Source organism: Streptomyces sp. AN091965 (assembly GCF_022698285.1).
Lineage (GTDB): Bacteria > Actinomycetota > Actinomycetes > Streptomycetales > Streptomycetaceae > Streptomyces.
Map to the genome: position 1 here is coordinate 3,473,621 of NZ_JALDMY010000001.1, position 23,715 is coordinate 3,497,335.

The 23,715-nt window shown below is 70.5% G+C and carries 20 protein-coding genes and 2 CRISPR repeat arrays; of the genes, 8 read left to right on the top strand and 12 right to left on the bottom strand.

What is annotated here, in order from left to right; translation table 11 throughout:
* Positions 1-65 precede the first annotated feature (65 nt).
* The 10 genes from MQV74_RS14515 to MQV74_RS14560 form a co-directional block, all read right to left on the bottom strand.
* On the bottom strand, positions 66-1,931 hold the full coding sequence (locus MQV74_RS14515; RefSeq protein WP_242717727.1) for a BTAD domain-containing putative transcriptional regulator: 1,866 nt from the start codon (positions 1,929-1,931) through the stop codon (positions 66-68).
* Positions 1,932-2,018: 87 nt separating this feature from the next.
* Positions 2,019-3,110: an HAD-IIIC family phosphatase gene (locus MQV74_RS14520; protein WP_242717729.1), complete on the bottom strand. Its 1,092-nt coding sequence runs from the start codon at positions 3,108-3,110 to the stop codon at positions 2,019-2,021.
* A 27-nt stretch (positions 3,111-3,137) separates the two neighbouring features.
* Positions 3,138-4,238 (bottom strand): acyl-CoA dehydrogenase family protein, encoded by a 1,101-nt coding sequence (locus tag MQV74_RS14525; protein WP_242717731.1) that lies wholly within the window; start codon positions 4,236-4,238, stop codon positions 3,138-3,140.
* Positions 4,231-4,506 carry an acyl carrier protein gene (locus MQV74_RS14530; RefSeq protein WP_242717732.1) on the bottom strand — a complete coding sequence of 92 codons (276 nt, stop codon included), beginning with the start codon at positions 4,504-4,506 and terminating at the stop codon, positions 4,231-4,233. The genes MQV74_RS14525 and MQV74_RS14530 overlap by 8 nt, the downstream gene beginning before the upstream one ends.
* Before the next feature lie 14 nt (positions 4,507-4,520).
* Positions 4,521-5,192 (bottom strand): O-methyltransferase, encoded by a 672-nt coding sequence (locus tag MQV74_RS14535; protein ID WP_242717734.1) that lies wholly within the window; start codon positions 5,190-5,192, stop codon positions 4,521-4,523.
* Positions 5,192-6,052, bottom strand: a complete 861-nt coding sequence (locus tag MQV74_RS14540) for a 3-hydroxyacyl-CoA dehydrogenase family protein (RefSeq protein WP_242717736.1) — start codon at positions 6,050-6,052, stop codon at positions 5,192-5,194. Before MQV74_RS14540 ends, MQV74_RS14535 begins: the two co-directional genes overlap by 1 nt.
* Positions 6,053-6,755: 703 nt before the next feature.
* Positions 6,756-7,823, bottom strand: a complete 1,068-nt coding sequence (locus MQV74_RS14545; protein WP_242717738.1) for a LuxR C-terminal-related transcriptional regulator — start codon at positions 7,821-7,823, stop codon at positions 6,756-6,758.
* A gap of 451 nt (positions 7,824-8,274) precedes the next feature.
* Complete coding sequence (locus MQV74_RS14550; protein ID WP_242717740.1) at positions 8,275-8,889, bottom strand: flavin reductase family protein; 615 nt, start codon at positions 8,887-8,889, stop codon at positions 8,275-8,277.
* Between the two features lie 187 nt (positions 8,890-9,076).
* Positions 9,077-10,537, bottom strand: coding sequence for a M14 family zinc carboxypeptidase (locus MQV74_RS14555; protein WP_242717742.1), 1,461 nt, complete (start codon positions 10,535-10,537; stop codon positions 9,077-9,079).
* Positions 10,537-10,842, bottom strand: coding sequence for a hypothetical protein (locus MQV74_RS14560; RefSeq protein ID WP_242717744.1), 306 nt, complete (start codon positions 10,840-10,842; stop codon positions 10,537-10,539). Before MQV74_RS14560 ends, MQV74_RS14555 begins: the two co-directional genes overlap by 1 nt.
* 413 nt (positions 10,843-11,255) lie before the next feature.
* On the opposite strand from MQV74_RS14560, the gene MQV74_RS14565 reads away from it, so the two are divergent.
* From MQV74_RS14565 to MQV74_RS14590, 6 genes are all read left to right on the top strand, one after another.
* On the top strand, positions 11,256-12,482 hold the full coding sequence (locus MQV74_RS14565) for a sensor histidine kinase (RefSeq protein ID WP_242717746.1): 1,227 nt from the start codon (positions 11,256-11,258) through the stop codon (positions 12,480-12,482).
* Positions 12,483-12,496: 14 nt separating this feature from the next.
* Positions 12,497-13,171, top strand: coding sequence for a response regulator (locus MQV74_RS14570; protein WP_242717748.1), 675 nt, complete (start codon positions 12,497-12,499; stop codon positions 13,169-13,171).
* Positions 13,172-13,322: 151 nt separating this feature from the next.
* Entirely contained in the window at positions 13,323-13,814 is a 492-nt protein-coding gene (locus MQV74_RS14575) for a hypothetical protein (RefSeq protein WP_242717750.1), read from the top strand.
* A 283-nt stretch (positions 13,815-14,097) separates the two neighbouring features.
* On the top strand, positions 14,098-15,279 hold the full coding sequence (locus tag MQV74_RS14580; protein ID WP_308402271.1) for an RHS repeat-associated core domain-containing protein: 1,182 nt from the start codon (positions 14,098-14,100) through the stop codon (positions 15,277-15,279).
* Positions 15,280-15,355: 76 nt separating this feature from the next.
* Complete coding sequence (locus MQV74_RS14585) at positions 15,356-15,862, top strand: hypothetical protein (protein ID WP_242717752.1); 507 nt, start codon at positions 15,356-15,358, stop codon at positions 15,860-15,862.
* 859 nt (positions 15,863-16,721) lie between these two features.
* On the top strand, positions 16,722-18,101 hold the full coding sequence (locus MQV74_RS14590) for a NucA/NucB deoxyribonuclease domain-containing protein (protein ID WP_242717754.1): 1,380 nt from the start codon (positions 16,722-16,724) through the stop codon (positions 18,099-18,101).
* Between the two features lie 43 nt (positions 18,102-18,144).
* On the opposite strand, the gene MQV74_RS14595 is transcribed toward MQV74_RS14590, so the two are convergent.
* On the bottom strand, positions 18,145-18,606 hold the full coding sequence (locus MQV74_RS14595; RefSeq protein ID WP_242717756.1) for a hypothetical protein: 462 nt from the start codon (positions 18,604-18,606) through the stop codon (positions 18,145-18,147).
* Between the two features lie 282 nt (positions 18,607-18,888).
* Positions 18,889-19,161: a CRISPR direct-repeat array (repeat unit 29 nt; unit sequence GTGGTCCCCGCGCGTGCGGGGGTGGTCCC).
* A 182-nt stretch (positions 19,162-19,343) separates the two neighbouring features.
* On the bottom strand, positions 19,344-20,651 hold the full coding sequence (locus MQV74_RS14600; protein WP_242717758.1) for a helix-turn-helix domain-containing protein: 1,308 nt from the start codon (positions 20,649-20,651) through the stop codon (positions 19,344-19,346).
* A 192-nt stretch (positions 20,652-20,843) separates the two neighbouring features.
* On the opposite strand from MQV74_RS14600, the gene MQV74_RS14605 reads away from it, so the two are divergent.
* Both MQV74_RS14605 and MQV74_RS14610 read left to right on the top strand, forming a co-directional pair.
* Positions 20,844-21,284, top strand: coding sequence for a glycine-rich domain-containing protein (locus MQV74_RS14605; RefSeq protein ID WP_242717760.1), 441 nt, complete (start codon positions 20,844-20,846; stop codon positions 21,282-21,284).
* 157 nt (positions 21,285-21,441) lie between these two features.
* Positions 21,442-22,122 (top strand): class I SAM-dependent methyltransferase, encoded by a 681-nt coding sequence (locus tag MQV74_RS14610; RefSeq protein WP_242717762.1) that lies wholly within the window; start codon positions 21,442-21,444, stop codon positions 22,120-22,122.
* A 254-nt stretch (positions 22,123-22,376) separates the two neighbouring features.
* Positions 22,377-23,566: direct repeats of the CRISPR family, unit length 29 nt; unit sequence GTGGTCCCCGCGCGTGCGGGGGTGGTCCC.
* Positions 23,567-23,715: the final 149 nt, after the last annotated feature.

Consider the following 23,715-nt stretch of genomic DNA (forward strand, 5'->3'; position numbering starts at 1 on the left):
CCGGGTTCGAGAACACCGGACCGGGCGGCGAATTTGGCCCCCGGAACCAACCGGCGGGCGCGTTCTCAACTGGCGACATGGCACAGCCTCACCAGACGGGGTCCCCGGGGTGCCTCGACGCGCGGTTCGACGGCCACCGGTTCGAGGGTCATCCGGCTGGCGTGCCGCTGCCCCGCGCCCCACCCCGGGCGCCTGCGGAACAGCTCCGGGCGGGCCGCGGCGACCACGAGCACCGGAAGGGGCTGCGGCGCGTCGAGGAGCTCCTCGACGAACTCCAGTACCGCGGGGTCGGCCCGGTGCAGATCGTCGGCGAACACCACCAGCGGGCCGTGCTCGGCGAGCTTCGCCACGTTCGGGGTGCTCGCCCCCGTGGAGGCAAGGCGCACGGTCGCCGCGTTCTCCACGCGCCGCTCGAACGCCGCGAGCAGGGGCGACTTCCCGATCCCCGGCCCGCCGACGACCAGGACGAGGTGCGGCCGCGAGCGGCGCCTGACCCGCTCCAGGAGGCTGTTCAGCACGCCGAGTTCGGGCTCGCGGTCGAGGACCTCCGCCTTGGCGAAGGAGTCGCGGTAGCGCCCCTTGACCGCCCAGCGCGGCCGGGTCCCGCCCTCACGGCCGTACGCGATCGCCGCTCCGGTCAGTCTCCTGGTACGGCCGCACACCACGATCTCCGTGTCCTCGGCGGCCTGGAGCAGGGACTCGCTGTCGACGAGCAGCGCGCCGTTGACGGGCAGCGGCTCCCGGGCGGAGCCGCCGGGGCGTCCCCGCATCTCGCCGGTGGCCACCGCGACGCGCAGCACGGGCCGCTCGCCGTCGGGGACGTCGAAGCAGATCCGCTGCCGCAGCGCCATCGCGGCCCGCACCGCGCGCTCGGCGGCCTGCGCGGCGCCCTCGTCGCGCGGCGTCGCGGCCCGGAACAGGGCGAGGGTGACCGATCCGGTCGACCCGGCGACCACGCCGCCGAGCCGCCCCACCTCCTCGTGCACGATCCGCGCGGTGCGCTCCAGGGCCCGGCCGACGTCCCCGGCCCGGCCGCCGGCGGCGTAGTCGGCGCGGATCAGGACGGTGCTCACCCCGCTCCGGGCGACGGAGCGCTGCGCCGGGATGAGCTGGACCGGCCGGACGACCGGGCGCTCGCGGGGCTCCGTCTCCTGCCCGAGGCCGGAGATCACCACCGGTCGCGCGGGCGCCGCGGGCGCCGCGATGGACGGGTCGTGCACCAGGATCGCGTGCTGCAGGAGGCGCAGCTCGCGCCCGGGTTCGAGCCCGAACTGCTCGGCGAGCCGCACCCGCACCCGCCGGTAGGCGGCGAGGGCGTCGGCCTGCCGTCCGCCGCGGTAGAGCGCGAGCATCAGCTGGTGGCACGCCCGCTCCCGCAGCGGCTCGGCCTCGACCATGGCCTCGAGCTCGCTGAGGACCGCCTGGTGGCGGCCGCCCGCCAGCTCGGCCTCGTAGTAGTCCTCCATCACGTCGAGCCGCGCGTTCTCCAGGGCGGTGAGCTCCGCCCAGGAGTGCCCGGACTCGACGAGGTCGGCGAGGGCCCGCCCGCGCCACAGGCCGAGCGCCTCTCGAAGGGTGGCCGCGGCGGCGCCGGGGCGGGCGGCCGCCAGCTCCGCGCGGCCCACCCGCGCGAGGCGGTGGAAGCGGAACATGTCGACCTGTTCGGGGTCGACTTCGAGCCGGTAGCCGTGGGCGCACGTCAGCAGGGCGGGCGGGCGCGCGTCGCCGTGCGGGTGCTCGGCGAACGTGACGCGCAGGCCCCGCACGGCGTTCTGCAGGACCTTGCGTGCCGTCACGGGCGTCTCGTCGGTGCCCCACAGCCCGTCGAGGAGCTTGCTCGTCGCCACCTCCCGGTTGGCGTTGAGCAGCAGCAGGCCGAGCGTCGCCCGGCGGCGGTCGCCGCCGAGCGCGATCGGCTTCCCTTCGTCCATCAGTTGCAACGGGCCAAGTACCAAGAACTGCAAGACATCCCCCGTAGATCGTGCGTGTTCAGCGTGAGCCGTGCGTGCTGTCCCCGCCTACCGCCACTCCGCCTCGGGCCCGCCGACGAGCGGCTCGGGGGCCAGGACGCGCAGAGTGGTCGGCGGGTCCTGACGGACCGGCTCCAGATGCAGGCACTCGGTTCCCTCGGGCGCGGAGAACGCGGCGAGGCAGGCGCACTCGGCGGCGGCGAACCCCGCGAACCGGTAGGCGACCTCCATCATCCGGTTGCGCTCCGTACGCCTGAAGTCGGCGACGAGGTGCACACCGGCGCGCGCGGCGGCGTCGGTGAGCCAGCGCAGGAGCACCGCGCCCGCGCCGAACGACACGACCCGGCACGAGGTGGCGAGCAGCTTGATGCGCCAGGCGCCCGGGGTCTTCTCGATCAGCATGACCCCGACCGCGCCGTGCGGCCCGAAGCGGTCGGCCATGGAGACCACGAGCACCTCGTGGTCCTCGTCGGACAGCAGGGAGCGCAGCGCGGCGTCCGAGTAGTGCACGCCGGTCGCGTTCATCTGGCTGGTCCGCAGGGTCAGTTCCTCGACCCGGGTGATCTCCTCGTCCCTGGCCTTGCCGATCCGCATCACCAGGTCGAGCGAGCGCAGGAACTCCTCGTCGGCGCCCTGGTACTCCTCGCGCTGCTGGTCGCGCTGGAACCCGGCCTGGTACATCTCGCGGCGCCTGCGCGCGTCGACGGTGACCACCGCCGGGCTGAACTCGGGCAGGTCGAGCAACTGGCCCGCCTGCTCGGCCGGGTAGCACCGCACCTCGGGCAGGTGGTAGGTGACCTCGGCGCGCTCGGTGGGCAGGTCGTCGATGAACGCGATCGTCTTCAGGGAGAAGTTGAGGCGCTCGGCGATGGAGCGCACGGACTCCGACTTCGGGCCCCAGCCGATGTGCGGAAGGACGAAGTACTCGGCGAGGCCGAGCTCCTCCAGCTTCGCCCACGCCTCGTCGTGGTCGTTGCGGCTCGACACGGCCTGCAGGACGCCCCGGGCGTCGAGCTCCGCCACGACCTTGCGGAGGGTGTCGTCGACCTCGACGTGGCCGTCCTCGACGAGTGTGCCCTGCCACAGGGTGTTGTCGAGATCCCAGACCAGACACTTCACGATGGGTTGTGCTTCTGACACGTTCGCTCCCCCGTTCCGTGGGACCGTTCAGCCCGCCGCCGCGGCGGCGTGCTCGGCGAGTATGAGCTGGCAGATCTCGTTGCTGCCCTCGATGACTTCCATCAACTTGGCGTCCCGGAAGGCCCGTTCCACCACGTGGCCGCCCACCGCTCCGGCGGAGGCGAGCACCTGCACCGCGGAGGCCGCGCCCCTGGCCGCGTTCGTGGCCGCGACGTGCTTGGCGAGGACCGACGCGGGCACCTGCTCCGGCGAACCGCTGTCCCAGCTGGCGCTCGCCCGCTCGCAGGCGAGCGTCGCCGTCCGCTCGGCGGCGTACAGCTCGGCGAGGTGCCGGGCGACGAGCTGGTGCTGGAGCAGGGGCTTGCCGAACTGCTCGCGGCCCTTGGCGTGCCGGGCGACGGCCGTGAGGCAGGCGCGCAGGATGCCGACGCATCCCCAGGCCACCGAGAGCCGGCCGTAGGTGAGCGCGATGGTGGTCAGCATGACGACCGGCTGGCCCGCCACCGCGAGCAGGTGCCCGGCGGGCAGCCGTACGTCGTCGAGCTGGACGGTGGCGTGTCCGGCGGCCCGGCAGCCCAGCGGTTCGGGCACCCGCGTCACCTGGACGCCGGGGGCCGTGGCGGGCACCATGGCGACGGCTCCGCCGCCCTCGTAGCGGCCGAAGACGACGATCCAGTCGGCGTACCCGGCGACCGTGATCCACGTCTTGGTGCCGCTGACGACGATGTCATCGCCGTCGCGGCGGATCTCGGTGCTCATCGCGGCGAGGTCGCTGCCCGCGCCGGGCTCGCTGAACGCCACCGCGGCGAGCTCGCCGCCGGTGAGGCGGCCGATGTACTCGGCGCGCTGCGCCTTGTCACCGAACCGCTGGAGCGTCCAGGCGGCCATGCCCTGCGAGGTCATCACCGACCGCAGCGAGCTGCACAGGGCCCCGGTGTGCGCGGTGAGTTCGGCGTTGTCCAGGCCGGCCAGGCCGAGGCCGCCGAACTGCGGCTTCGCCTCGGCGCACAGCACGCCCTTGGCGCCGAGCCCGCGCAGCACGCCGAGCGGGATCTCGCCCGTGACGTCCCACTCGCTCGCGGCGTCGCCGACCGTCTCGGTCACCAGCGCCGTCAGGGCGTCAAGCACCGGTGCCCCCGCCGCGCAGCCGGGTCACGAGCGCGCTCATGGTCCGCAGGGTGCGGAAGTTGTCCAGGGCGAGGTCGGGGCCCTCGACCTCGACGTCGAAGGTGCTCTCCACGAACACCACGAGTTCCATGGCGAAGAGCGAGGAGACCGCGCCCGAGGCGAACAGGTCCACCTCCGGCTCCCAGGTCATCTTGGTCTTGGCCTCAAGGAACGCGCCGATCTGCTGCTCGATGGCGGCGACGGGCAGTTCCGTTGTCGAGTCCGTCATGGGAAGTCCCTTTCTCACTGCGCCTTGTTCTTGCGTGCCAATGTGATGCCGTCGGCCATGGGGAGCAGCGAGAGCTCCACCCGGCTGTCGACGTGGAGCGAGGCGTTGAGCTCGCGGATGGCCTCGGTGTCGGCGTCGTGCGCCTCGGGGTCCGCGACCCGGCCGAAGTAGAGGGTGTTGTCGAGCACGACGAGGCCGCCGGGCCGCAGATGGGTCAGCGCCTCCTCGTAGTAGCGGGCGTAGCCGGTCTTGTCGGCGTCGATGAAGACCAGGTCGAAGGTCTCGGGGCCGTGCTCGGCGAGCAGGGCCGCCATGCTCTCGGCGCCGTCGCCGAGCCGCAGTTCGATGCGGTCGGCGACCCCGGCGCGCTCCCAGTACCGTCGGGCGATCTTCGTCCAGCGCGCGCTGATGTCGCAGGTGACGATGGAGCCGCCGACGGGCAGCGCACGCGCCATGCACAGCGTGCTGTAGCCGGTGAACGTGCCGACCTCAAGGACGCGGGAGGCGCCGGTGAGACCGACGAGGAGGGCGAGCAGCTGCCCTTCCTCGGGCATGGTCACCATGGCGTTCAGGGACGGCATGAACGCCGTCTCGTTGACGAGGTCGCGCAGGATCTCGTCGTCGCGCAGGGACACCGAGCGCACGTAGTCGAGGACGCTCTCGTCCAGCTCCACCTGGCCGGCCATCAGCGGACCTCGTACTCGTAGAAGCCGCGCCCGGTCTTGCGGCCGTGGTGGCCCTCGGCGACCTTGCGCAGGAGCAGCTCGCTGGGGCGGCAGCCCTCGTCCCCGGTGCGCTCGTGCAGCACCCACAGGGAGTCGACGAGGTTGTCGATGCCGATCAGGTCGGCGGTCCGCAGCGGGCCCGTCGGGTGGCCGAGGCAGCCCTCCATCAGGGCGTCGACGTCCTCGGCGGTGGCCCGGCCCTCCTCGACGACGTTCGCCGCGTCGTTGATCATGCGGTGCAGGACGCGGCTGGTGACGAAGCCGGGGCCGTCGCCGACCACGATGCCCTTGCGGCCCAGGAGGGCCAGGAGTTCCCGCACGGCCGTCATCGTCCGCTCCGACGTACGCGGGCCGCGCACGACCTCAAGCGTCCCGATCAGGTACGGCGGATTCATGAAGTGGATGCCGGCCAGGTCCTCGGGGGCCGGAACCTGGCCAGCGAGCTCGTCGACCGGGATGGACGAGGTGTTGGTGACCCGCAGCGTGCCGGGCGCGACCGCGGCGGCGATCTCCCGGTGCACCTTGGTCTTCAGCTCGGCGACCTCGGTGATCGCCTCGATCACCCAGGTCGCGTCCGCCGCGGCGGCCACGGAGTCGGCGAGCTCCAGCTCACCGGCCGGTCCGCTCCGCGGCAGGGCGCCCATCATCTGCGCGAGCCGCAGCTCGTCGCGGAGCCGACGCCGGGCCGTGCCCAGGCGCTCCTGGTCCACGTCCACGAGCGTCACCGGTACGCCGCGGCCGACGGCCAGCGTCGCGATGCCGATGCCCATCACGCCCGCGCCGAAGACCGCGAGCCGCTGCTCTCCCCCGTTGCCGGTCATCGGACGACCACACCCGTCCGTTCCCGAGCGGCCGGGGGGTTTCCCGGCCCCCGACCGGCTCCACACACGACAGACCCGCTCATTGAGCACACCTCAGCTTTACGTCCGACAAGGATTTTCCGGAAGAAAATAGCCGAATTCAGAGAATCGCGCTTGATGTATGCGAACAAGAAAATGGATCGGCAGATCGGCCAAGCCGCATGTGCGGCGCCGACGACAAAGCCCCCGCCACCGAGGACTTTACGACACTCGACCCAAAGGAAGTAACCAAGAAATATTAAACATTCGCATGGGTCGCGCGCCACGAAACTCGTGTGCACCGCCCTATACGCAGATTACCCCGCCGCGATGACTCCGGAGGCACAACAGGTACTGCCCCGACCGGCCTGCGAAACGAGGAATGAATAGATGGACGCGGCCCCCTTGGTGTTCAGCGAACAACTCCGCGGTTGCACTGTTGCAACGGCCCACAGTGTCTGACAGAACACACGGCGGCTCCACCCCGCAGCCCGCTCATCAAGCTGCACTTCCACTTGAGGAACCTCCCCGCCCCCCGCCCGACCTGGGCACACCTCGACCCCGGGGCAGGGCGGGCCCGCCGGTGCGGCGGGCGCGGGCCAGGGCCCCGGGGCAGGGCGCGGCCGCCCGGCGACCGGCCGTGTTGCGTAAGGCCGGACGCCGTGCGGCTTCCTCGGGTCGCGCGTTACACGTCCTCCTCCAGGTTCGCCTCCTTCACGAGGTAGCCGAACTGGAAGCGGCTTGTCGCGCCGAACATCTGCATGACCTGACCGATGTGTTTGCGGCAGGTGCGCACGGATATGCCGAGGCGCCGGGCGATGGCTTCGTCCTTGGCGCCGGAGATCAACATCTTGACGATCTCCTTTTTCATGTCACCGCCGATGACATCGATTTCCGCCCGCCGGGTGTCGAACTCCTTCGCGGTCGCCCAGACGTGCTCGAAACAGGAGTGGAGGAAGTCGATGAGCGAGCGCTCCTGGATGACGACGGCACCGCCGTCCTCGCCGCTCGCCGGGATGTACGCCGCGGTGCGGTCGAAGATGACTATCTTTCCGAACAGCGCGCCGGCCGTCCGGATCTCGGCGCCGGACTCGATCAGCTTGCCCGCGTGCTCGCGGGTCGGCGTGTCGAACCTGGCGGCATGCTGGTAGAGGACTCGCAGACGCACCCCCCGCTTGAGCGCCTGAAAATCGTTGTTCTGCGACTCGACCAGATCGTCGGCGGGCCATCCGCTGCCGGGCTGCATGCAGACGACTTCCTGGGAACTGTTCGCGGCCGCCTCCGAGAGCAGCAGTCGGACCGTCTCGGGGACTTTCACAATATCGAACGAGTTTGTATATTGACTACCGAACTTGCTCGACCGGAAAAGCAGTGAGAGCCGCGCCAGATCGTTTCTGAGCTGACCCACCGCCAGCTTGCGTTCGAGCAGGTCGAGCTCGCCCTGGTTCAGGAGCTGCGAAGAGGCGATGCCCGGGTCCGTCGGAATGAACCAGGCGTCCCGGTCCCGGGACGGCTGAATGAGCTGGAGCTCCAGGAGCTTGGCGACGATCTCCTCGCTCTCGGCAGGACGGAAACCCAGCTCGTGGGCGACGTCGTCGACGGCGAAGCCGTCCCTGTCTAAACTCCATTCATAAACTTCAAAAACTCCAGCAACTGGCCTGGGAAACAAAGGCGCTCCAACTTCACTAAGTATCCCCTCCAATTCCCCCAGGATGGGATAATCTGCCTGAGCGGTGTTCGATGTTTCTACCAATACGCCAATGTATAGGACTCACCCCCGATGAGCCAGGTGCCATTAGCCGCGGTTGCTGTCGTAAGTCTGGTTTATTCGCTTCTATTCCTTTATGGGAGACATGCGAAAAGAAGAATCGTTTCTGCGATGCTCGCCGCACCTTCGCCCCGGCGACCGGAGAGACGAGGAAGTGCGCGGACCAGAGCACCGAACGCACGATTCCGCTCTTTCATCTGAAATCGCTGACCTGCGAAAAGGTGTGGCAATCACGTGTCCCGCGGGGTCATACCAGAGCGGCGGACGCGGGAGTGTCGGCCACTGACGGCCGCGCCACCACCCACCATGACACAGTTATCCGGACCAATGAATTCCGGAGATCGGCGTTTGTGGACGGTCCAGAATCTGGACAGCACATACCCCCGCCCGGTTCCACGCCGAAGCCGCGGTACGGGACGCGAGCGGCCTGCGCCCCTTATCCGTGCGCGTATCCGTACGCGTATCCCCGCGCGTATCCGTACGCGCCCGGCGCTACCGGCGGTACGCGTCTGCTGCCGCCGACCGTCTGCCGGGGCAGCGCGGCCGCGACGGAAAGCGGATCCACGCTCTCGTGGAACGACCCGAACTTTCCGCGGTGGAAAACCAGCGGCGCGGGCTCGTCCGGGTTCACTCGCAGCGCGGTCACCCTGGCGATGATGATGACGTGGTCCCCGGCATCGTGCTCGACCTCGATGACACAGGACATCCAGGCCACGGAACCGCCCAGTTCAGGGCCGACGGGCGAATCCGTCCACGGAACACCGGCGAACCGGTCGATGTCCTTGATCGAGAACTTTCGGCACAGTTCTCCCTGGTCGCTGCCCAGGATATTGACGCAGAATCTGCCGCTCCGCCGGAGGTCGACGAGAGTCGCCGACGCCTTCCCTGCGCAGAACATGACCAGCGGAGGATTCAACGAAACCGACATGAAGGAGTTGCAGGCCATGCCCACCGGCTCACCGAACTCCCCGGTGCTGGTGATGACCGTAACCCCGGTCGGCAGATAGCCGAGGGTCCGCCGGAACTCCGTCGCGTCGAACGGGGCAACCATAATCGACTCCTCGACTAGCCAACTCCTCGTTGTATCGAAAGTATATGGAGCCCCGAGATCCCCATGTTGGGACGAGTCACCAAGACCGCCGCCCGGATTTGGCCTTCGAACGCAGTCGGCCCTCGGGGCGGCCCCGACCCGCGCGAGCCCGAACGCAAGCCGTGGGCGCCCCGGGCCGGACGCCCGCCTACTTCTCCCTCGGCCCCCGGCTCATCAGGTCCCGCACGACCTCGGCCGCGGGCAGCCGTCGCGCGCGGTCGAGGGCCGCGCCGACGGCCTTCAGGTCGACCCGCACCTGCTCGTCCCCGGCCCCGGCCCGCTCGGCGAGTTCGTTCAGGAGGGCCAGTCCCAGGTCGACGTCCTCGTCCGTCACGACGAGCTTCGCGTCCAGGACCACCTTCCCCGCGCGCTCCATCAGCGCGGCGACCCGCCCCGCGAGCCGCTCGTCACCCAACACCACGGACGCGACGGGAAGTTCGACCCCCTCGATCAGAGTGATCCACTCCCGCCCCGCCCCGGTGGTCGCGAGCTGTTCGTCGCGTATCCGGCGCAGCGCGTCCACCTCGGTCCGGCGCCCGAGCAGCCGCACGCCGATCAGGTCGAAGGCGCAGACGCTCTGCTGGGCGAGGGCCAGCACGCCCGCCTTGGCGTCGCGTTTGACGAGGGTGGGGTCGCGCGGGTGGAAGGAGTCCTCCACGGTGTCGACGCGCGGACCCGTCTCCAGGGTGAAGCCGTACGTCTTGTGCAGCGCGGGATCCGCGATGTGCCGGCTGTAGGCGTAGTCGCTCTGGGTGCCGGTGGTGGCGTAGAGCGCCCGGCCCGTCTGCGGGGTGTACGTACGGCCGCGGACCGCCGCGATCGCCTCGACGACCCGGCCCGCGACGGTCGTGAAGCGGAGCAGGTCCCGGGGGGTGATGTACTCGCGGTAGCCGGGGACGCCGAGGGGCGCGCAGGTGCCGGTGGGCAGGGTCGTGAACCGCTGCGCCGGGTCGTCGGTCTGGCTGTGGGCGTGGCCCCACGGATACAGGACCAGCTCGGAGAACGAGTGCACGTCTGCGAACGTGTGGATGGTCCGCGTGTCCAGCAGGTGTTTGACGTTGCGGGTCTCCGGCTCGGAGAACGCGCCGGACCCCACGAAGACCTCGCTACAGGGGCTGCACGAGGTCTGCCCCTCCGTCACGCCCCAGACGAACCCCGTGTTGCGGTTGAGGTCGACGCCGTCGCACGGGGTTCCCGGGTTGTCGCGGAGGTTGCCGCGCCACATGTTGTCCACGGTCATCACCCGGTGGCGCCCGTCGGGGTTCACACAGGGCACGATCCACACGTCGAGGCTCTCCAGGACGAGCCGCACGTCCAGGGCGGTCCAGGTGCGGCCGCCGTACACGACGTCCGTGCCGTTGCGGTAGCTCTCGACGAGGTCGAGGGCGAGCTCCACCAGCGCGTCGGGGTTCATCAGCTCGCGCGCGTGGGTGCCGCCCACGAGGAGGACGCCGCGGCGGTCCCCGCCCGGCCCGCCGCGCAGCCGCAGGGCGAAGACGGGGCGCCCCTGGAGGGAGAGTTCGGGCAGCTGGATCCTCGTGCACACCTGCGGGAACGACGCGGCGAGCTGCGAGCCCACCAGGTCGAGCTGGGACACCGTCCGGTACATCAGGCACCCCCCGCCCGCCGGATGCCCCGCAACCGCTCCTCCAGCCAGGCCCTGACCGCGTCGTCCCGCTCCACCAGCTCGCCGGGCAGCGGCCGCACGGGCACCGTCGCGTGCAGATGGACCTCGTACCCGCTCTCCACCAGCCGACGGCACTCCTCCACGGTGACGAGCACCCGGACCGCGCCCTCCGGATCGGGAATCCGGTCCAGGTCGAGCCCGGCGACACCCCGAAGATCCCGGTGCGTCGTTCCGGGGTGGACCGTGGCGTCGAAACGCGCCGTGGGGCGCTCGGCCGATTCGCTCATGTCCCTCTCCCTACGGGGACGGCCGGAGGGGGACTCGGCTCCCCGAACGATCGGCCCCGTCACCCGGCCCGGCCGGGGCGTCGGCGCCCATCCACCGACCAGCACCGCCCGGCCCCGCAGGACCCACCGAAACCCGACAATCCACCACCACCGACGATGGAACCCCTCGCCCTCCCTGTCAACGGCCCCGCCACAACCGCCGGGCCCCGCCCCCCCCCGAAGGGCCGCGGAGCGGGCGTCGGCGCACCACACCGAGCCCGACGACCAGGTCCGGGCGGAGATCGAGGCTCGGGGACGCCGCGCACACCTCCCAGTTCCTTGCCGGCCTGACCCGAGTCCGCACTCACCACAGTTGACGGCGACTCAACCGTGGGACTGACGACAGGAGTTGCCCGCGGGCCTACCATCCCCCGATGCAGGTGAGATCAGTGCGGTCCGCGCCCGTTCAGCGGATCGTCCACGCCGCCCTCGCCGCCGGTCTCGCGGTGAGCGGAAGCGTCGCGGGGCACGAGTACCACCCCGAGGGGTGGGCGCCGTTCGACGCGCGGGCGTACCTGCTCACCTGCCTGGTCGCGCTGCCCCTCGCGTGGTGCCGCTCGGCCCCCGTGGTGGCCCTCGCCGTCTCCTGCGCGGCGTACACCGGGTATCTCGCGCTCGGCTACCAGCCCTCGCTGAACTGGTGGGCTCCGATGATCGCCCTGGTGAGCGTGGCCGCGACGCGCACGCCACGCGTGTCGCTCACCTCGGCCGCGCTGACCGGCGCCGTGCTCCTCTACAACGGGGTGTGCGGGCGCCTTCCCGCGATCCTCGTCCTCGCCCAGGGCATCCTCATCCCGGCGATCGCCCTGGCCTTCGGGCACGCGATGCGCCTGATCACCCAGCGCAATCTCGAACTGCGGCGGCTGAGCGCGCAGTTGGCGAACGAGCAGGCGGCGCACGCGCGCAACGCCGTCCTCGGCGAGCGGGTCCGCATCGCCCGCGAACTGCACGACGTCGTCGCCCACCACCTGTCGGCGATCTCCGTGCAGGCGGGCCTGGCCGCGTACGTCTTCCACTCAGACGGCGCGACGGCACGCTCGGCCCTGTCCGCCGTGGCGGACTCCAGCCGCGAGGCCCTGGACGAGCTGCGGCGCCTGTTGTCGATGCTGCGCGTGGACGACGTCGGCGACGAGGAGGGCGGCGGTGCGCCGCGGCACGCTCCGCCCGGGCTCAGCCGGGTCGAGGAGCTCGCCGAACGGCTCGGCGCGGCGGGCGTCACCGTCACCGTCCGCACCCGGGGCACCGTCAGGAAGCTGGCCCTGGGCCCGGACCTGTGCGCGTACCGCGTCGTCCAGGAAGCCTTGACCAACGTGGTCAAGCACGCGGCGCCCACCAGCGCGTACGTACACATCACCTATGAGCCGGACCAGGTGACGGTCGCCGTGCGCGACGATGGCAGGGTGTCCGGCGACAGCCACGAACCGGCCATTTCGGCGCCGGAGAGCGGGTACGGCTTGATCGGGATGCGGGAACGGGCGAACCTCTGCGGGGGTTCGCTGTCCGCCGGGCCGCGGCGCGACGGGGGGTACGAGGTCCGGCTCACCCTTCCGACCGGCGCCGCGACACCGGCGCCCGACGCGCCGGACGGCAGCGCGGCTTAAGGGGGAGCTCGTACATGACCAGTGTTCTCGTCGTCGACGACCAAGACCTGATCCGGGCGGGGGTGGCCGCGCTGGTGCGCGCCACGCCCGGCTTCACGTCCGTCACGGAGGCCGCGGACGGCGAGGAAGCCGTGTCCCTGGCCGAGCGGCACCGGCCCGACGTCGTCCTCATGGACGTCCGTCTGCCCGGCATCAGCGGCCTCACCGCGGCGGAGCGCATCCTCGCCCTGGACCTCGCTCCACGGCCGCGCGTCGTCGTCCTCACCACGTTCGACGTGGACGAGTACGTGTACGACGCACTGCGCATCGGCGCCTGCGGCTACCTCCTCAAGGACACCCCGCCGCAGCGGCTGCTCGGCGCCATTGCCACCATCGCCGGTGGCGACGCGCTGTTCGCGCCGACGGTCATGCGCCGCCTCATCGAGGCGTACACGCCCCGCCCGGGTGCCGCGCTGCGCCGCCCCGAGCAGCTGGCCGAGCTCACCGCGCGCGAACTCGACGTCCTCACCCTGGTGGCCCGCGGACTCACCAATGACGCGATCGCCGCCGAGCTCTTCCTCAGCGAAGGCACGGTGAAGACGCATCTGCACCGCATCATGACCAAGCTGGACCTCAAGAGCCGCGCCCAGGCCGTGGTCGTCGCCTACGAGAGCGGACTCGTGGTGCCGGGGTCCGGGCCGGGGGCCTGAGCCGGTCGGCTGCCGCCCAGGTTTACCCCGGTTACGTGCTCGGTTGACGAGCAAGGTCTAACGAGCGCCTGACGCGAACCCCGATGCCCTCCCCTAGGTTCTCGTGTCGAGCACACCACCGGAGAACACCGGAGAACAAGGGGGAATCACCATGCGCACATCACACGCGTTGACGGGCCTCGCCCTGGGCGCCACGCTCGCCCTCGGAGGCACGGCCGTGACGGCCCAGGCGGCCACGGGCTCCGCGAGCCGCGGTGCCGCCGTAGCCGTATCGGACCCGGGAACGACCTACCAGAGCGGTGGTTGGTGCCACTACAGCAACTGGGGCGGAAGCTTCTACTGCAACAGTCAGCTCAAGCACAAGCTGCCCAACGGGCAGTGGCAGGTCTTCGTCATCGGCACGAACAAGCAGGCGTACACGAAGTGGGGCTCCGGCAGCGGAACGAGCGGCTGGACCTCGCTCGGGGGACAGTGCACCCAGCCCGGCAACCACTCCATCGACATGGCCTGGGCCAACGGGTGGAACTTCGCCATCACTTGTAAGGGCACCGACGGGAGGGCCTGGTACAAGGAGCGGTTCAACGGCGGCAGCACCGGCGGCGCCCCCGGACACTGGAGCAACTGGCGCCTGAACAAGTACTGAGGCACTCAGCGCGGTTCCTGACGGCGGCGCCCCGCCCGGTACCGCGGTAACCACGGGGGAAGCGAGCCCGGTCACGTGACGCGACCGGGCTCGCACCCTTGCTGGTAACTTCGCCGGCAAGCACGGCCCTGCGGTCAACCGGTGGAGGGCGGAACGCCGAGGCCACCCAGGCACGCGTAAGGCCGACAACGCCCGCCTCTCGTCCCCGAGAGACAGCGGCAGCCCTGGTTCCCGCGATTGCGGATGATCTCATCGTTGGCGCCACGGTGAAGGGGAGCATGCCGTGCTCGCCACGCGTGCGGCTGGTCTGCCGCGCACCACCAGGGACGGCACGCAGATCCGCACCGAGACCGACGCCGTCGCCGGACTCAAGCGCGCCTACACGTACGACTCCGCCGGGAGACTCACCTTCACCAACGAGACCAAGGGGACCACGGTCGAAGGCAGTTGGCTGTACTGCTACGACAAGGCGGGCAACCTCACCTCCCAGGGCACCAAGGCGGGCTGTCCCGGCGGCACCACCTACACCTACAACGACGCCTCCCAGATCACCGGCAAGAACGGCGACACCGACGGCTGGTCCTACGACAAGGCCGGGAACGAGACCGCGGCCGCCCCCACCCCTGAGTCGGCCCGCACGGGCGGCCAGTGGAACGACTTCTCCCAACTCACCTCCCTCACACAGGGCGGGCAGGACCTCAAGGGGCGCTACGCCTCCACCGACCAGTCCGAGCGCACCCAGTTCGGCGACACCACCTTCCACCACGGCCCCGTCGGCCTGTCCTCCAAGACCACGGCCGGGGTGGACATGAACTTCACCCGCGAGCCGGGCGGAAACCTCAACTCCTCCCGTACGGAGGGAACGTCGAGGACTCAGAGCACGTACTACTACCTCACCGACGCCATCGGCTCCACCAGGGTCGTCGTCAACGACCAGGGCGCGAAGGTCAACACCTACGACTACAGCCCGCGCGGCGTCACCCGGAACATCAGTGAGAAGGCCCCCCAGCCGTACCGCTTCGCCGGCGGCTACCAGGACCCCACCGGGCTCTACCACAACGAGGCCCGCTACATGGACCCACGCCTCGGCCGCTTCACCCAGCCCGACCCGGCCGGGCTCGAAACCAACCCGTACCTCTACGCCTCGGGTGACCTCACCAACATGATCGACCCGAACGGCCTATGGGGCATGCCCGGCTGGGCCAAGGCTGCCGTCAGCACCGCTGTGGGCGTCGCCGTCGGCGCCGCCGCGACCGTTGCCGTCGGAGCCGCCTGTGGAGCGACCGCGGGAGCCGCCTGCCTCTTCGCGGGCGCAGTCACCGGAGCCCTCTGGGGCGGCGCGGCGGGTGCCGGGATGGCCAAGGCCACGGGCCAGAACACCGTCGAAGGCCTGTCCGGCGGCATCACCGGCGGCCTCCTCGGGCCGTGGGCGCCCGGCCTCCGTCCGATCTACTACGTAAACTGAGCCACCCCGTGCTGTGCCTCCCGAACTCCAGGGAGGCACAGCGCCCCGGCCCGCGCAGCCGACCCGAGGGAACGGAATGAACCCCGCCGCCAAAGGCATTGCGATCGGCTCCGCCCGCCTGTCCATGCTCGTTGCAGCCATCGCCATCATCTCCACCCCGTGGATCGCCGGATGGGCTCTCGCCCCGTCCGTCATCTGGGACGCGTCCTTCGTAGCCCTTGTTTACGCCGTGAATCTCCGGATGTTACGAACCATCGCTCAATGGAACATCCGGGACCAAGTACCGCAAGGCGAACAAGTAAGACTGGTGGTGGCAGTGCGCCGGAGGGTTGGACGACTGCCCTTCTTCCTGCTCGGCGATGAGTTCGCCGTGGCGTTGACCGACCAACGCCTGCTCATCCAGTCCCGATCCACGTTCACCGGACGCCCGAGAGGGGCCCTGCACCCGGGCAAGCGAGTCACCTTCCACCAAGGGAAGGCCCTCTCCATCGAGACAGAATCCGGCGCCAGGATCGACGCGCTGGTGCAGGCGACGCATCGACGGGACGTCGCCCATTGGATGCGACGTCGACAGGACCACTAACCAGAACTCACCCTTCCGAGAAGGGAAGGGCCTGGTGATCTGCCGCGCGCAAAGCCGCATCCCATTCACGCGGCAGCGCCACCAGCGGCTGCATACCCGGTCCTGCCCGCAACACCCACCCAAGACTCGCTCCGACGCGCCTCTACAGCCACGGCTCCAGCGCTAGTTCATCGCCAGAACGCTGCGGCCAGGGAGGCTCTGCCGACCACGTAGAGCCGCAGGTCACACCCTGCGGCCCCCGCGCGTGCGGGGGTGGCCCCTGGGCTCGCCCTTGGATCTGCCTCCGCCTCGGTGGTCCCCGCGCGTGCGAGGCCCCATCAAACGGCCAGTACCGCGCCCTGCTGCGCACCACCTCCAGCCTCACCGCCGAGTAGAACCCGCAAGTTTCGCCACCATCTAGGCTTCACGGGCCCCTCGGTCAAGCACCCATGACACGCACACAAGTCCCGCCACTGCCGCATCCGCACGACCGCCTGCAACGGTCTGATCGATCGTGCGGCCACGGTGCACGACCCAGGATCACTCGACAGCAGTCACGGTGAGCGCCGCGAGTCAGACGGGCGCGAGCGCCTGCTGCGGGGCGTGAGCCTTCCACCGCTCCCGCGGCAGCTCCACAGGGGTTCAGCGTGCCAGTTCGCATCAATCGTGACGTGCCAAGGCCCCAGGGGCAGCCAGGGCGCTTCCGGCCAGCGAAGCGCAGTATCGCGCCGCCTTGAGCCTTCCACGCCACGCTTCGGTCACCAGTTCGGTAAACCTTGCGCCTCTGTGCCCGGACGAGCCCGGCACGAACCGAACAGGAGAACGTCCCATGACAAGACCGTGGTTGGACATATCGTGCCGCACGACCCTGGCCGTCGCCTTGGCCGTCACCGCCCTGCCCGCCGCCGCACCCGCGCTCGCCGACGACGGCTCGGACGCAGCCGTGCTCACTTACGCACTGCCACTGGGCACCGCCCTTCCTTCACTCGCGCAGCTTCAAGCCGACGGCGGCCTGGAACGACTGCACGCGATGGCCCGGACCAGCCGAACGCAGAAGCCTCTCACCGCGGCCGAGACAGTTGGACCTGCCGTCGCCCATGGGACAGTCGCGAAGGAGTCGTCCTTCGCGCCCTCGCCACCCGCCTCACCCTCTGGGGCTCGGCCCTCGGTCCCGGCTCCCGGTGACGCCGTCTACCCCGAGCCCTCGCGGAAGATGACCCTGGACGAATGCCGGAAGGGTCTGGGAAGCGACAAGAAGTTCTTCGTCAAGTCCCGCTTCGCGGTGTGCACCGGCACGTCCTTCCTCCAGACCTGGCTGAAGAACGGACGCGTCAAGGGACAGAGCTGGTTCAACCTGCGCGTGGTGGGCACGGTCGCCAAGAACAGCCGGAAGACCGAATACACATTCCACTTCAGCGAGATGGGCAAGAACGGCAGCATTCCCGCCGACGCCCTCAAGATCTCGGTGAAGCCGAAGATCACCCAAAGCTGGCCGTCCCGCGCTCGTTATACCTACGGCGGAACTATGCCTGGCACCAAGACCTTCGCCGAGGCCAAGCGGCAGAAGTCGTTCACGCACACCGTCCACGCCGAACCGGGCCAGGGCAGCGGTCGGCTCGACACGATCTTCGCGGTCTACCAACCGACCGTCACCGTCACGCCTCCCGCCCCGTGGGCCGTGAAGCCCCCTTCCAGCACCAAGCTGTTCCTGCTCGCTCCCCGGTGGGAGGCCGCCGGCTATCTGGCCAACTCCACCGGCAGCGGCAACCCCGCCCGGCGTGGTGCGGCGACCTTCAGCTACGCCGTCCCGCTCGTGTACAGCGCCAAGAACGGAGCGGTGGAGCAGGAAGTCGCCAAGCACATCCGGCTCGCCTTCCTCAGCCCGGACGACACGAAGCCCTATATGTCCGCCAAGAAGGTACCCGGACAGAATCCCAATGCCCCCTTGCACCGCACACGAGACAGCGGGCGCAACGAGGACAACGGCAAGGCCGCCATCGCTCAGTGCAAGAGGTACTGGGGCCCGAACTACACGGAGGGCGGCAAGAAGCAGTGCGACGAGTACCCCTTCCGCTCCACACTGGAAGGAGCCGCCGAACACCAATACGACCCAGACGCGAGGAAGTTCAACTTCTCAGCCAAGCCCGTTCTGGCAGAGCACAACCGCGACGCCGGGCTGCTGCTGAAAGGTTTCTACGCCAAGAACAGGGTGCTCGCCGACACCAGGGACGACGCCTTCCTCGTAAAGATCACAACGTGACGAACCGGGGGCGACCGACGCCCACCAGCCGCCCCCGCACCAGTCAGCAGACCGGGAAGAACTGCACCAGATAGCGCTCGACGCCCACAACGGACTCTTCCGAACCCCTCAACGCGGCCACCTCGTCACGGCCCGCACAGTGCACCCGCACCCGCCACGAGCCCTTTCTGCCGAGCTCGATCAGATCATCAGTGCGCCCCAAGGTCGGGGTCCACACAGCGACGTCACCGCTCACCGACTCGAACCCGGCCTCGTCTCTCACATCCCACGCAGAGGCGTCTTCAGCAGGCGGCGCCCCGTCCCACACCTGCACCTTCACTGCGGCAGTATGAATGTGACCGGCACTGGACACGTCCACCCGGCCCGGAAACGCGTTCACGAACACACCGACGTTCAAGCCGTCGGGAAACTCGACCGGCAGCTCGGCATCCCACGACTCCTGAAGAGCGAACGCATAGTCGTCCACGAACACCTCGAGCAGCTGCTCCTGAACCAACTTGGCCACGAGACCTCTCCCTGTCCGCCAACCCTAGACGACCCTCAGAATCGCATCCCCGCACCACACGTCCGCCGTGACATCCCAACAATCCACCGATGCGCGGCCCTCAAGGCACCATGGGTACACCAGCAGGCCAACACCCCTCCCAAGTAGGGGCGTTCCAATGACCTACATCATCGGACCTTGGCGGCACATGCTGGCGATTGCGCATATCAGGATGGAATGTCGGTATCTCAAGAAGTAAGGGGAAATCCACTGCCGACGACATAGAGCCGCAGGTCGCAGCCTGTGGTCCCCGCGCGTGCGGGGGTGGTCCCCTCGGCGCCGGGTGGGTCGAGGTCTCCGGGGAGTGGTCCCCGCGCGTGCGGGGGTGGTCCCATGGCCCAGTCGCCGACGCCCTTGAGGTCGCCGTGGTCCCCGCGCGTGCGGGGGTGGTCCCCGGTGCGACGGCGAGCCCGCCGTGGAGGAGCGGTGGTCCCCGCGCGTGCGGGGGTGATCCCGGCAGGTTCGCCTGCACCATGTACGGCTGGTGGTGGTCCCCGCGCGTGCAGGGGTGGTCCCACCGCGGCCCTGCTCATCAGCGGGCCGGGGCGGTGGCCCCCGCGCGTGCGGGATAGCCCCCTCGATCACATCATCCCCTGCCGGGACTCCACGCAGAGCGCATCGCGGCTCTGGAGGTGCTCTGCGCGGCCCCTGCCTTCACTCCTCACCCGTGGGGCGGCGGCCAAGGCGGGCGCCAGGTGTCAGGCGGCGGTCAGCCCCGCGGCCGCGGCCAGTTCGCGTACGCCCGGTGTCCGTGGATGTTTGGTCCGCAGGTCGGAGATGATCGTCCGGATCGCGGGGCGGTCGCGTACCTCGCCCGGCGAGACCCGGGCGGCCGAGAGCAGCTCCGTCGCCGTCTGTTCGGGCTTGCCCCACTGCCACCACGCGCGGCCGAGGTCAGTGTGCAGCCTGGCTTTGCGCTCGGGTGTCCTGAAGTGGCCGGGGTACAGGCCACGGCCCACGTCGAGGGCCGTACCCGCGTCGCCGAGTGCCCAGTGCACGCCGACCGCGTACAGGTCGACGGCGGCCGGAGTAAGGGGGAACAGTCGCTCCGCCGGAGCCTCGTCGGGGAGGCTGCGGGCGGCGCGGCGAGCCTCTGTGATCATGGCGAGGGCCTGGTCGCGGTCGTCGGCGCGGGCCACGGTGTACGCGGTGGTGCAGAGCATCTGGGCGTACGCCGAGGCCTGGGCGTCGGTCCTGAGCCCGGTCCGCTCGACGCCCCGGAGGGCCTGGTGGACCAGCCGCTGCGCGGCCGGGGACTGGCCCTGGTGGCGCAGGACGATGCTCAGCTCGCGGGCAGCGGACGCTGCGACCAGCGGGGATCCGGACAGTTCGGCGTGGGTGGAGGCGCGGTCGGCAGTCAGGCGGGCCTGCGGGTAGCGGCCGATCTTGATCAGGGCGGCGGTGGCCAGGCCGTAGCAGGCGGACAGGCGAGCGTGGGCGTGGTCGGTGCCGTACGTACGAACGTCGTGGTGCAGGTCTCCGAGGAGTCCGGCCAGGCCGTGGAGGAATGCCGTGTGGCGGCCGGCGTCAAAGGTGGCGCGGGCCGCGGCCAGCCGGGCGTCGAGAAGGACCGGTGACCCGGTCGGGTCGGGCGTGACGGCCAGCGCGTCGTCCAGCGAGCTCAGCAGCGTGGCAGGGCCGGCAAGCCCCGCGGCGGCGAGAAGCGTACGACGGCGCATGGGATCGGCCTCCTCGGCACAGCGTGGCCTGTCGCGGGCCACCCTAGTGGCTGGAGAGGCACTGAGCCCGAGCGACGCAGCCAGCACGTGTGTCGGTACGCCCACCTCGCGGGCGGCACGCCGCAGGACAGTGAGGTCGGTGCGTCGGCCGCGCTGTTCGATTCGAGAGACGGTGGAGGCCGAGCAGCCGATGCGCTCACCGAGGTCACTCTGGCGCCAGCCGCGGTGCGCGCGGCCGAGCCGGATCAGCCCGCCCGGGTCGCAGCGGGCGGCGAGCGTGCGGACGAGTGCGCTGTTCCACAGCGGGTCGGTACCGGTGGCAGCCATGCCCACCTCCGCTCGCGGGGCAGGAACGTCCACGGTAGAGGCCCAGGCGTGCGCCGTCGACCGCATGTGCACGACCTGCAAACGGCTTGCATCGTAAGAGAGTTGACTGCCGTCGCGCTCTCAACGGCGCTTTCGTGGAGGCATGTCGCCCCGGACGGGCGGTCGGCGACACCGGCGCACCGGGAGGTCAGCATGGTCACAGCAGTCAAGACTCTGGTACGCGATCCGCGTACGTATGTGAAGCCGGAGGTGTGGGAGCGCGAGGTGCAGCTCCTGATGCGGGACCATCCCTTCGACGAGGTGATGGCCACCCGCCTCTTCCACGCGGCCGTCAGCTATCTGATCACCGCGATGGAGAAGTGGGGCCAGGGTCTGGAGATGTGCTGCGGGCGCATCGTGGACATCGCGGTGCACGTGTTCATCCTGGACACGCGGAATTACCGCGAGTTCTGCGCCGAGCACTTCGACGGCCGCTTCCTGGAGCACATCCCTGAGATCGCCTTCAAGTACGACGGCTCGGTCGAGCGCACTGCCCGGATCATCGCCGACAACGGCTTCGAGGTGGACCGGAAGCTGTGGGAGGCCGACTTCACCAAGTGCGGCCCCTGCCGTCCGGGGGCGAACTGTCACTGAGAACCGGCCTCACCCGAACGGGCCCGGAAGCGCGCGGCGCGCTTCCGGGCCCGTTCCCGCTGCTCCTCGAGCCGACTGCGTCATCTCCCTGCGCAGGGACGGACGGATCGGTACGGTGACCCACTCCACCGGCCCCGCCGCCCCCTCAAGGAGCCTCATGCCCCGCGCGCCGCAGACCCCGGCCGAGTACTGGGACACCTACAAACCCCACCGCGACGAGGGCCCGGCGCTGCGGCCGGACGCGGCGGTGTTCGAGTGGACGCAGTACCCCGGCCACGGGCCCGGCGCCGAATTCCTGGGCACTCCCCTGCCTCAGCGCGCCCTCGACCTGGGTCCCGCGGAAGGCACGGAAGCCGCGCACCTCGCCCGGCAGGGCGTGGAGGTGACCGCCGTGGACCTGTCCGCCGTCCAGGTCGCGCGCGCCCGCGCCTGGTGGCAGGACACCCCGCGGCTGGAGTTCGTGCGCGCCGACGCCGTGGAGTTCCTCGCCACCACCTCAACGGTGTTCGAGGCGGTCTACAGCGTGTGGGGAGCCGTCTGGTTCACCGACCCCGACCAGCTCCTGCCCCTCATCGCCCGCCGCCTCACCCCCGGCGGCGTCCTGGCCTTCGCCCACGCCGAGCCGACCGGCGAGACGTACGGACCCCAACGCATGCGCGGCAAGTGGCTGGAGGGCCGCGAGCGCGAACTCACTGTGCTGCGATGGCAGTACGGCCCCGAGGCCTGGACAGACCTGCTCAAACGGCACGGCTTCACCGACGTGGACGCCACGGTCCTGCCGGCCCCCGCCGACGAGCCGGTCGGCACCCTCTTGGTCCGCGCGCACGCTGCCGCCTGACAGCCGCGCCCGCCTCACGGCCAGCGAGGACAGGGGCCTGCGCTTCTGCAGGAGCAGGCCGAGTACGAGTTGACCACGAGACTGCGTCGGCAGCGGGCATAGGGTTACGCCGTCGGCCTGGCCTTCAGCCGCTGTCACCGAATGGGGCTTTGCAATGGTTAGTAGCGTTTGATGGCTAATGGGGCGGAATGGCGGTTCCTCTGAAAGTAAGGGGAAACCCAGTGTCCGCTGTGTAAAGCTGCAGGTCGCGGCCTGTGGTCCCCGCGCGTGCGGGGGTGGTCCCTCCCTGGAGCGGCTTGGCAGGGCGCGGGGCTTGTGGTCCCCGCGCGTGCGGGGGTGGTCCCGCGGTCCGGATCGCCTGGGACGCCGGATTCCGGTGGTCCCCGCGCGTGCGGGGGTGGTCCCGGCGCCTACACCTGGCCAGGCACCGCCGCCACGTGGTCCCCGCGCGTGCGGGGGTGGTCCCCGCTTCTCCGGTCCGGGCACCCTCCAGGTCTCGTGGTCCCCGCGCGTGCGGGGGTGGTCCCAGCGCCCCCACCGGCCCCCGCACTCCGCAGCCGTGGTCCCCGCGCGTGCGGGGGTGGTCCCGGGCGGGAACGGTGAGTACGGGAACCCAGTCAGTGGTCCCCGCGCGTGCGGGGGTGGTCCCGCGGACAAGACCGGCATGGCCATCGCCGCACTGTGGTCCCCGCGCGTGCGGGGGTGGTCCCTGGCGAACGCCCGTCTCCTGCACGTGATCGTGGTGGTCCCCGCGCGTGCGGGGGTGGTCCCAGTTGCAGGCCGGGCCGCACGCCGAACCAGTTGTGGTCCCCGCGCGTGCGGGGGTGGTCCCACGGTGGGCTCCTTCGGTGGTGTCAGGCCTGGGTGGTCCCCGCGCGTGCGGGGGTGGTCCCGCAACCGGGCCTCGCGCCTGGGCCCGGCGCATGTGGTCCCCGCGCGTGCGGGGGTGGTCCCCAGGCGAGGTTGCCGAGTTCGACGCCCTCGTTGTGGTCCCCGCGCGTGCGGGGGTGGTCCCGTTTCTGCACGTGGGAGGCTCGCCCCGCGAAGGTGGTCCCCGCGCGTGCGGGGGTGGTCCACCGCGCGAGCTGCTGCCTCATCGGTAGCGGACCGTGGTCCCCGCGCGTGCGGGGGTGGTCCCGGGTCGAGGACCGTGCCGCCGGGCTTGCAGCCGGTGGTCCCCGCGCGTGCGGGGGTGGTCCCTTTCAGGGGCCGCATCCCACACAGGGGCAGGCGTGGTCCCCGCGCGTGCGGGGGTGGCCCCCAGGCGGCAGGCGGCGAGGCGCTGCCAGGGCGATGGTCCCCGCGCGTGCGGGGGTGGTCCCCCGGCCATCTCCAGCGTGACGTCCGAGTCGGCGTGGTCCCCGCGCGTGCGGGGGTGGTCCCGATTGCTGTGGATACCATCGGGAGTGCACTACGTGGTCCCCGCGCGTGCGGGGGTGGTCCCTGGGATGCCCAGTCGGCAGCCTGCGTCCCAACGTGTTCCCCGCCCATGCGGGGCTACGCCGAACCGAGACGGCCATCACCCCACGTCGGGCCAGCCCATCCGTGGGCTCCATGAGCCCGCACCCCCCGCCGATGTCCTGGGAGGTTCCC

Coding starts and splice junctions, on each gene's coding strand:
- MQV74_RS14515 (WP_242717727.1), bottom strand. CDS start 1,931: ATGGACGAAGGGAAGCCGATCGCGCTCGGCGGCGACCGCCGCCGGGCG.
- MQV74_RS14555 (WP_242717742.1), bottom strand. CDS start 10,537: ATGTACCGGACGGTGTCCCAGCTCGACCTGGTGGGCTCGCAGCTCGCC.
- MQV74_RS14530 (WP_242717732.1), bottom strand. CDS start 4,506: ATGACGGACTCGACAACGGAACTGCCCGTCGCCGCCATCGAGCAGCAG.
- MQV74_RS14570 (WP_242717748.1), top strand. CDS start 12,497: ATGACCAGTGTTCTCGTCGTCGACGACCAAGACCTGATCCGGGCGGGG.
- MQV74_RS14540 (WP_242717736.1), bottom strand. CDS start 6,052: ATGACCGGCAACGGGGGAGAGCAGCGGCTCGCGGTCTTCGGCGCGGGC.
- MQV74_RS14535 (WP_242717734.1), bottom strand. CDS start 5,192: ATGGCCGGCCAGGTGGAGCTGGACGAGAGCGTCCTCGACTACGTGCGC.
- MQV74_RS14565 (WP_242717746.1), top strand. CDS start 11,256: ATGCAGGTGAGATCAGTGCGGTCCGCGCCCGTTCAGCGGATCGTCCAC.
- MQV74_RS14560 (WP_242717744.1), bottom strand. CDS start 10,842: ATGAGCGAATCGGCCGAGCGCCCCACGGCGCGTTTCGACGCCACGGTC.
- MQV74_RS14610 (WP_242717762.1), top strand. CDS start 21,442: ATGCCCCGCGCGCCGCAGACCCCGGCCGAGTACTGGGACACCTACAAA.
- MQV74_RS14605 (WP_242717760.1), top strand. CDS start 20,844: ATGGTCACAGCAGTCAAGACTCTGGTACGCGATCCGCGTACGTATGTG.
- MQV74_RS14550 (WP_242717740.1), bottom strand. CDS start 8,889: ATGGTTGCCCCGTTCGACGCGACGGAGTTCCGGCGGACCCTCGGCTAT.
- MQV74_RS14575 (WP_242717750.1), top strand. CDS start 13,323: ATGCGCACATCACACGCGTTGACGGGCCTCGCCCTGGGCGCCACGCTC.
- MQV74_RS14600 (WP_242717758.1), bottom strand. CDS start 20,651: ATGGCTGCCACCGGTACCGACCCGCTGTGGAACAGCGCACTCGTCCGC.
- MQV74_RS14585 (WP_242717752.1), top strand. CDS start 15,356: ATGAACCCCGCCGCCAAAGGCATTGCGATCGGCTCCGCCCGCCTGTCC.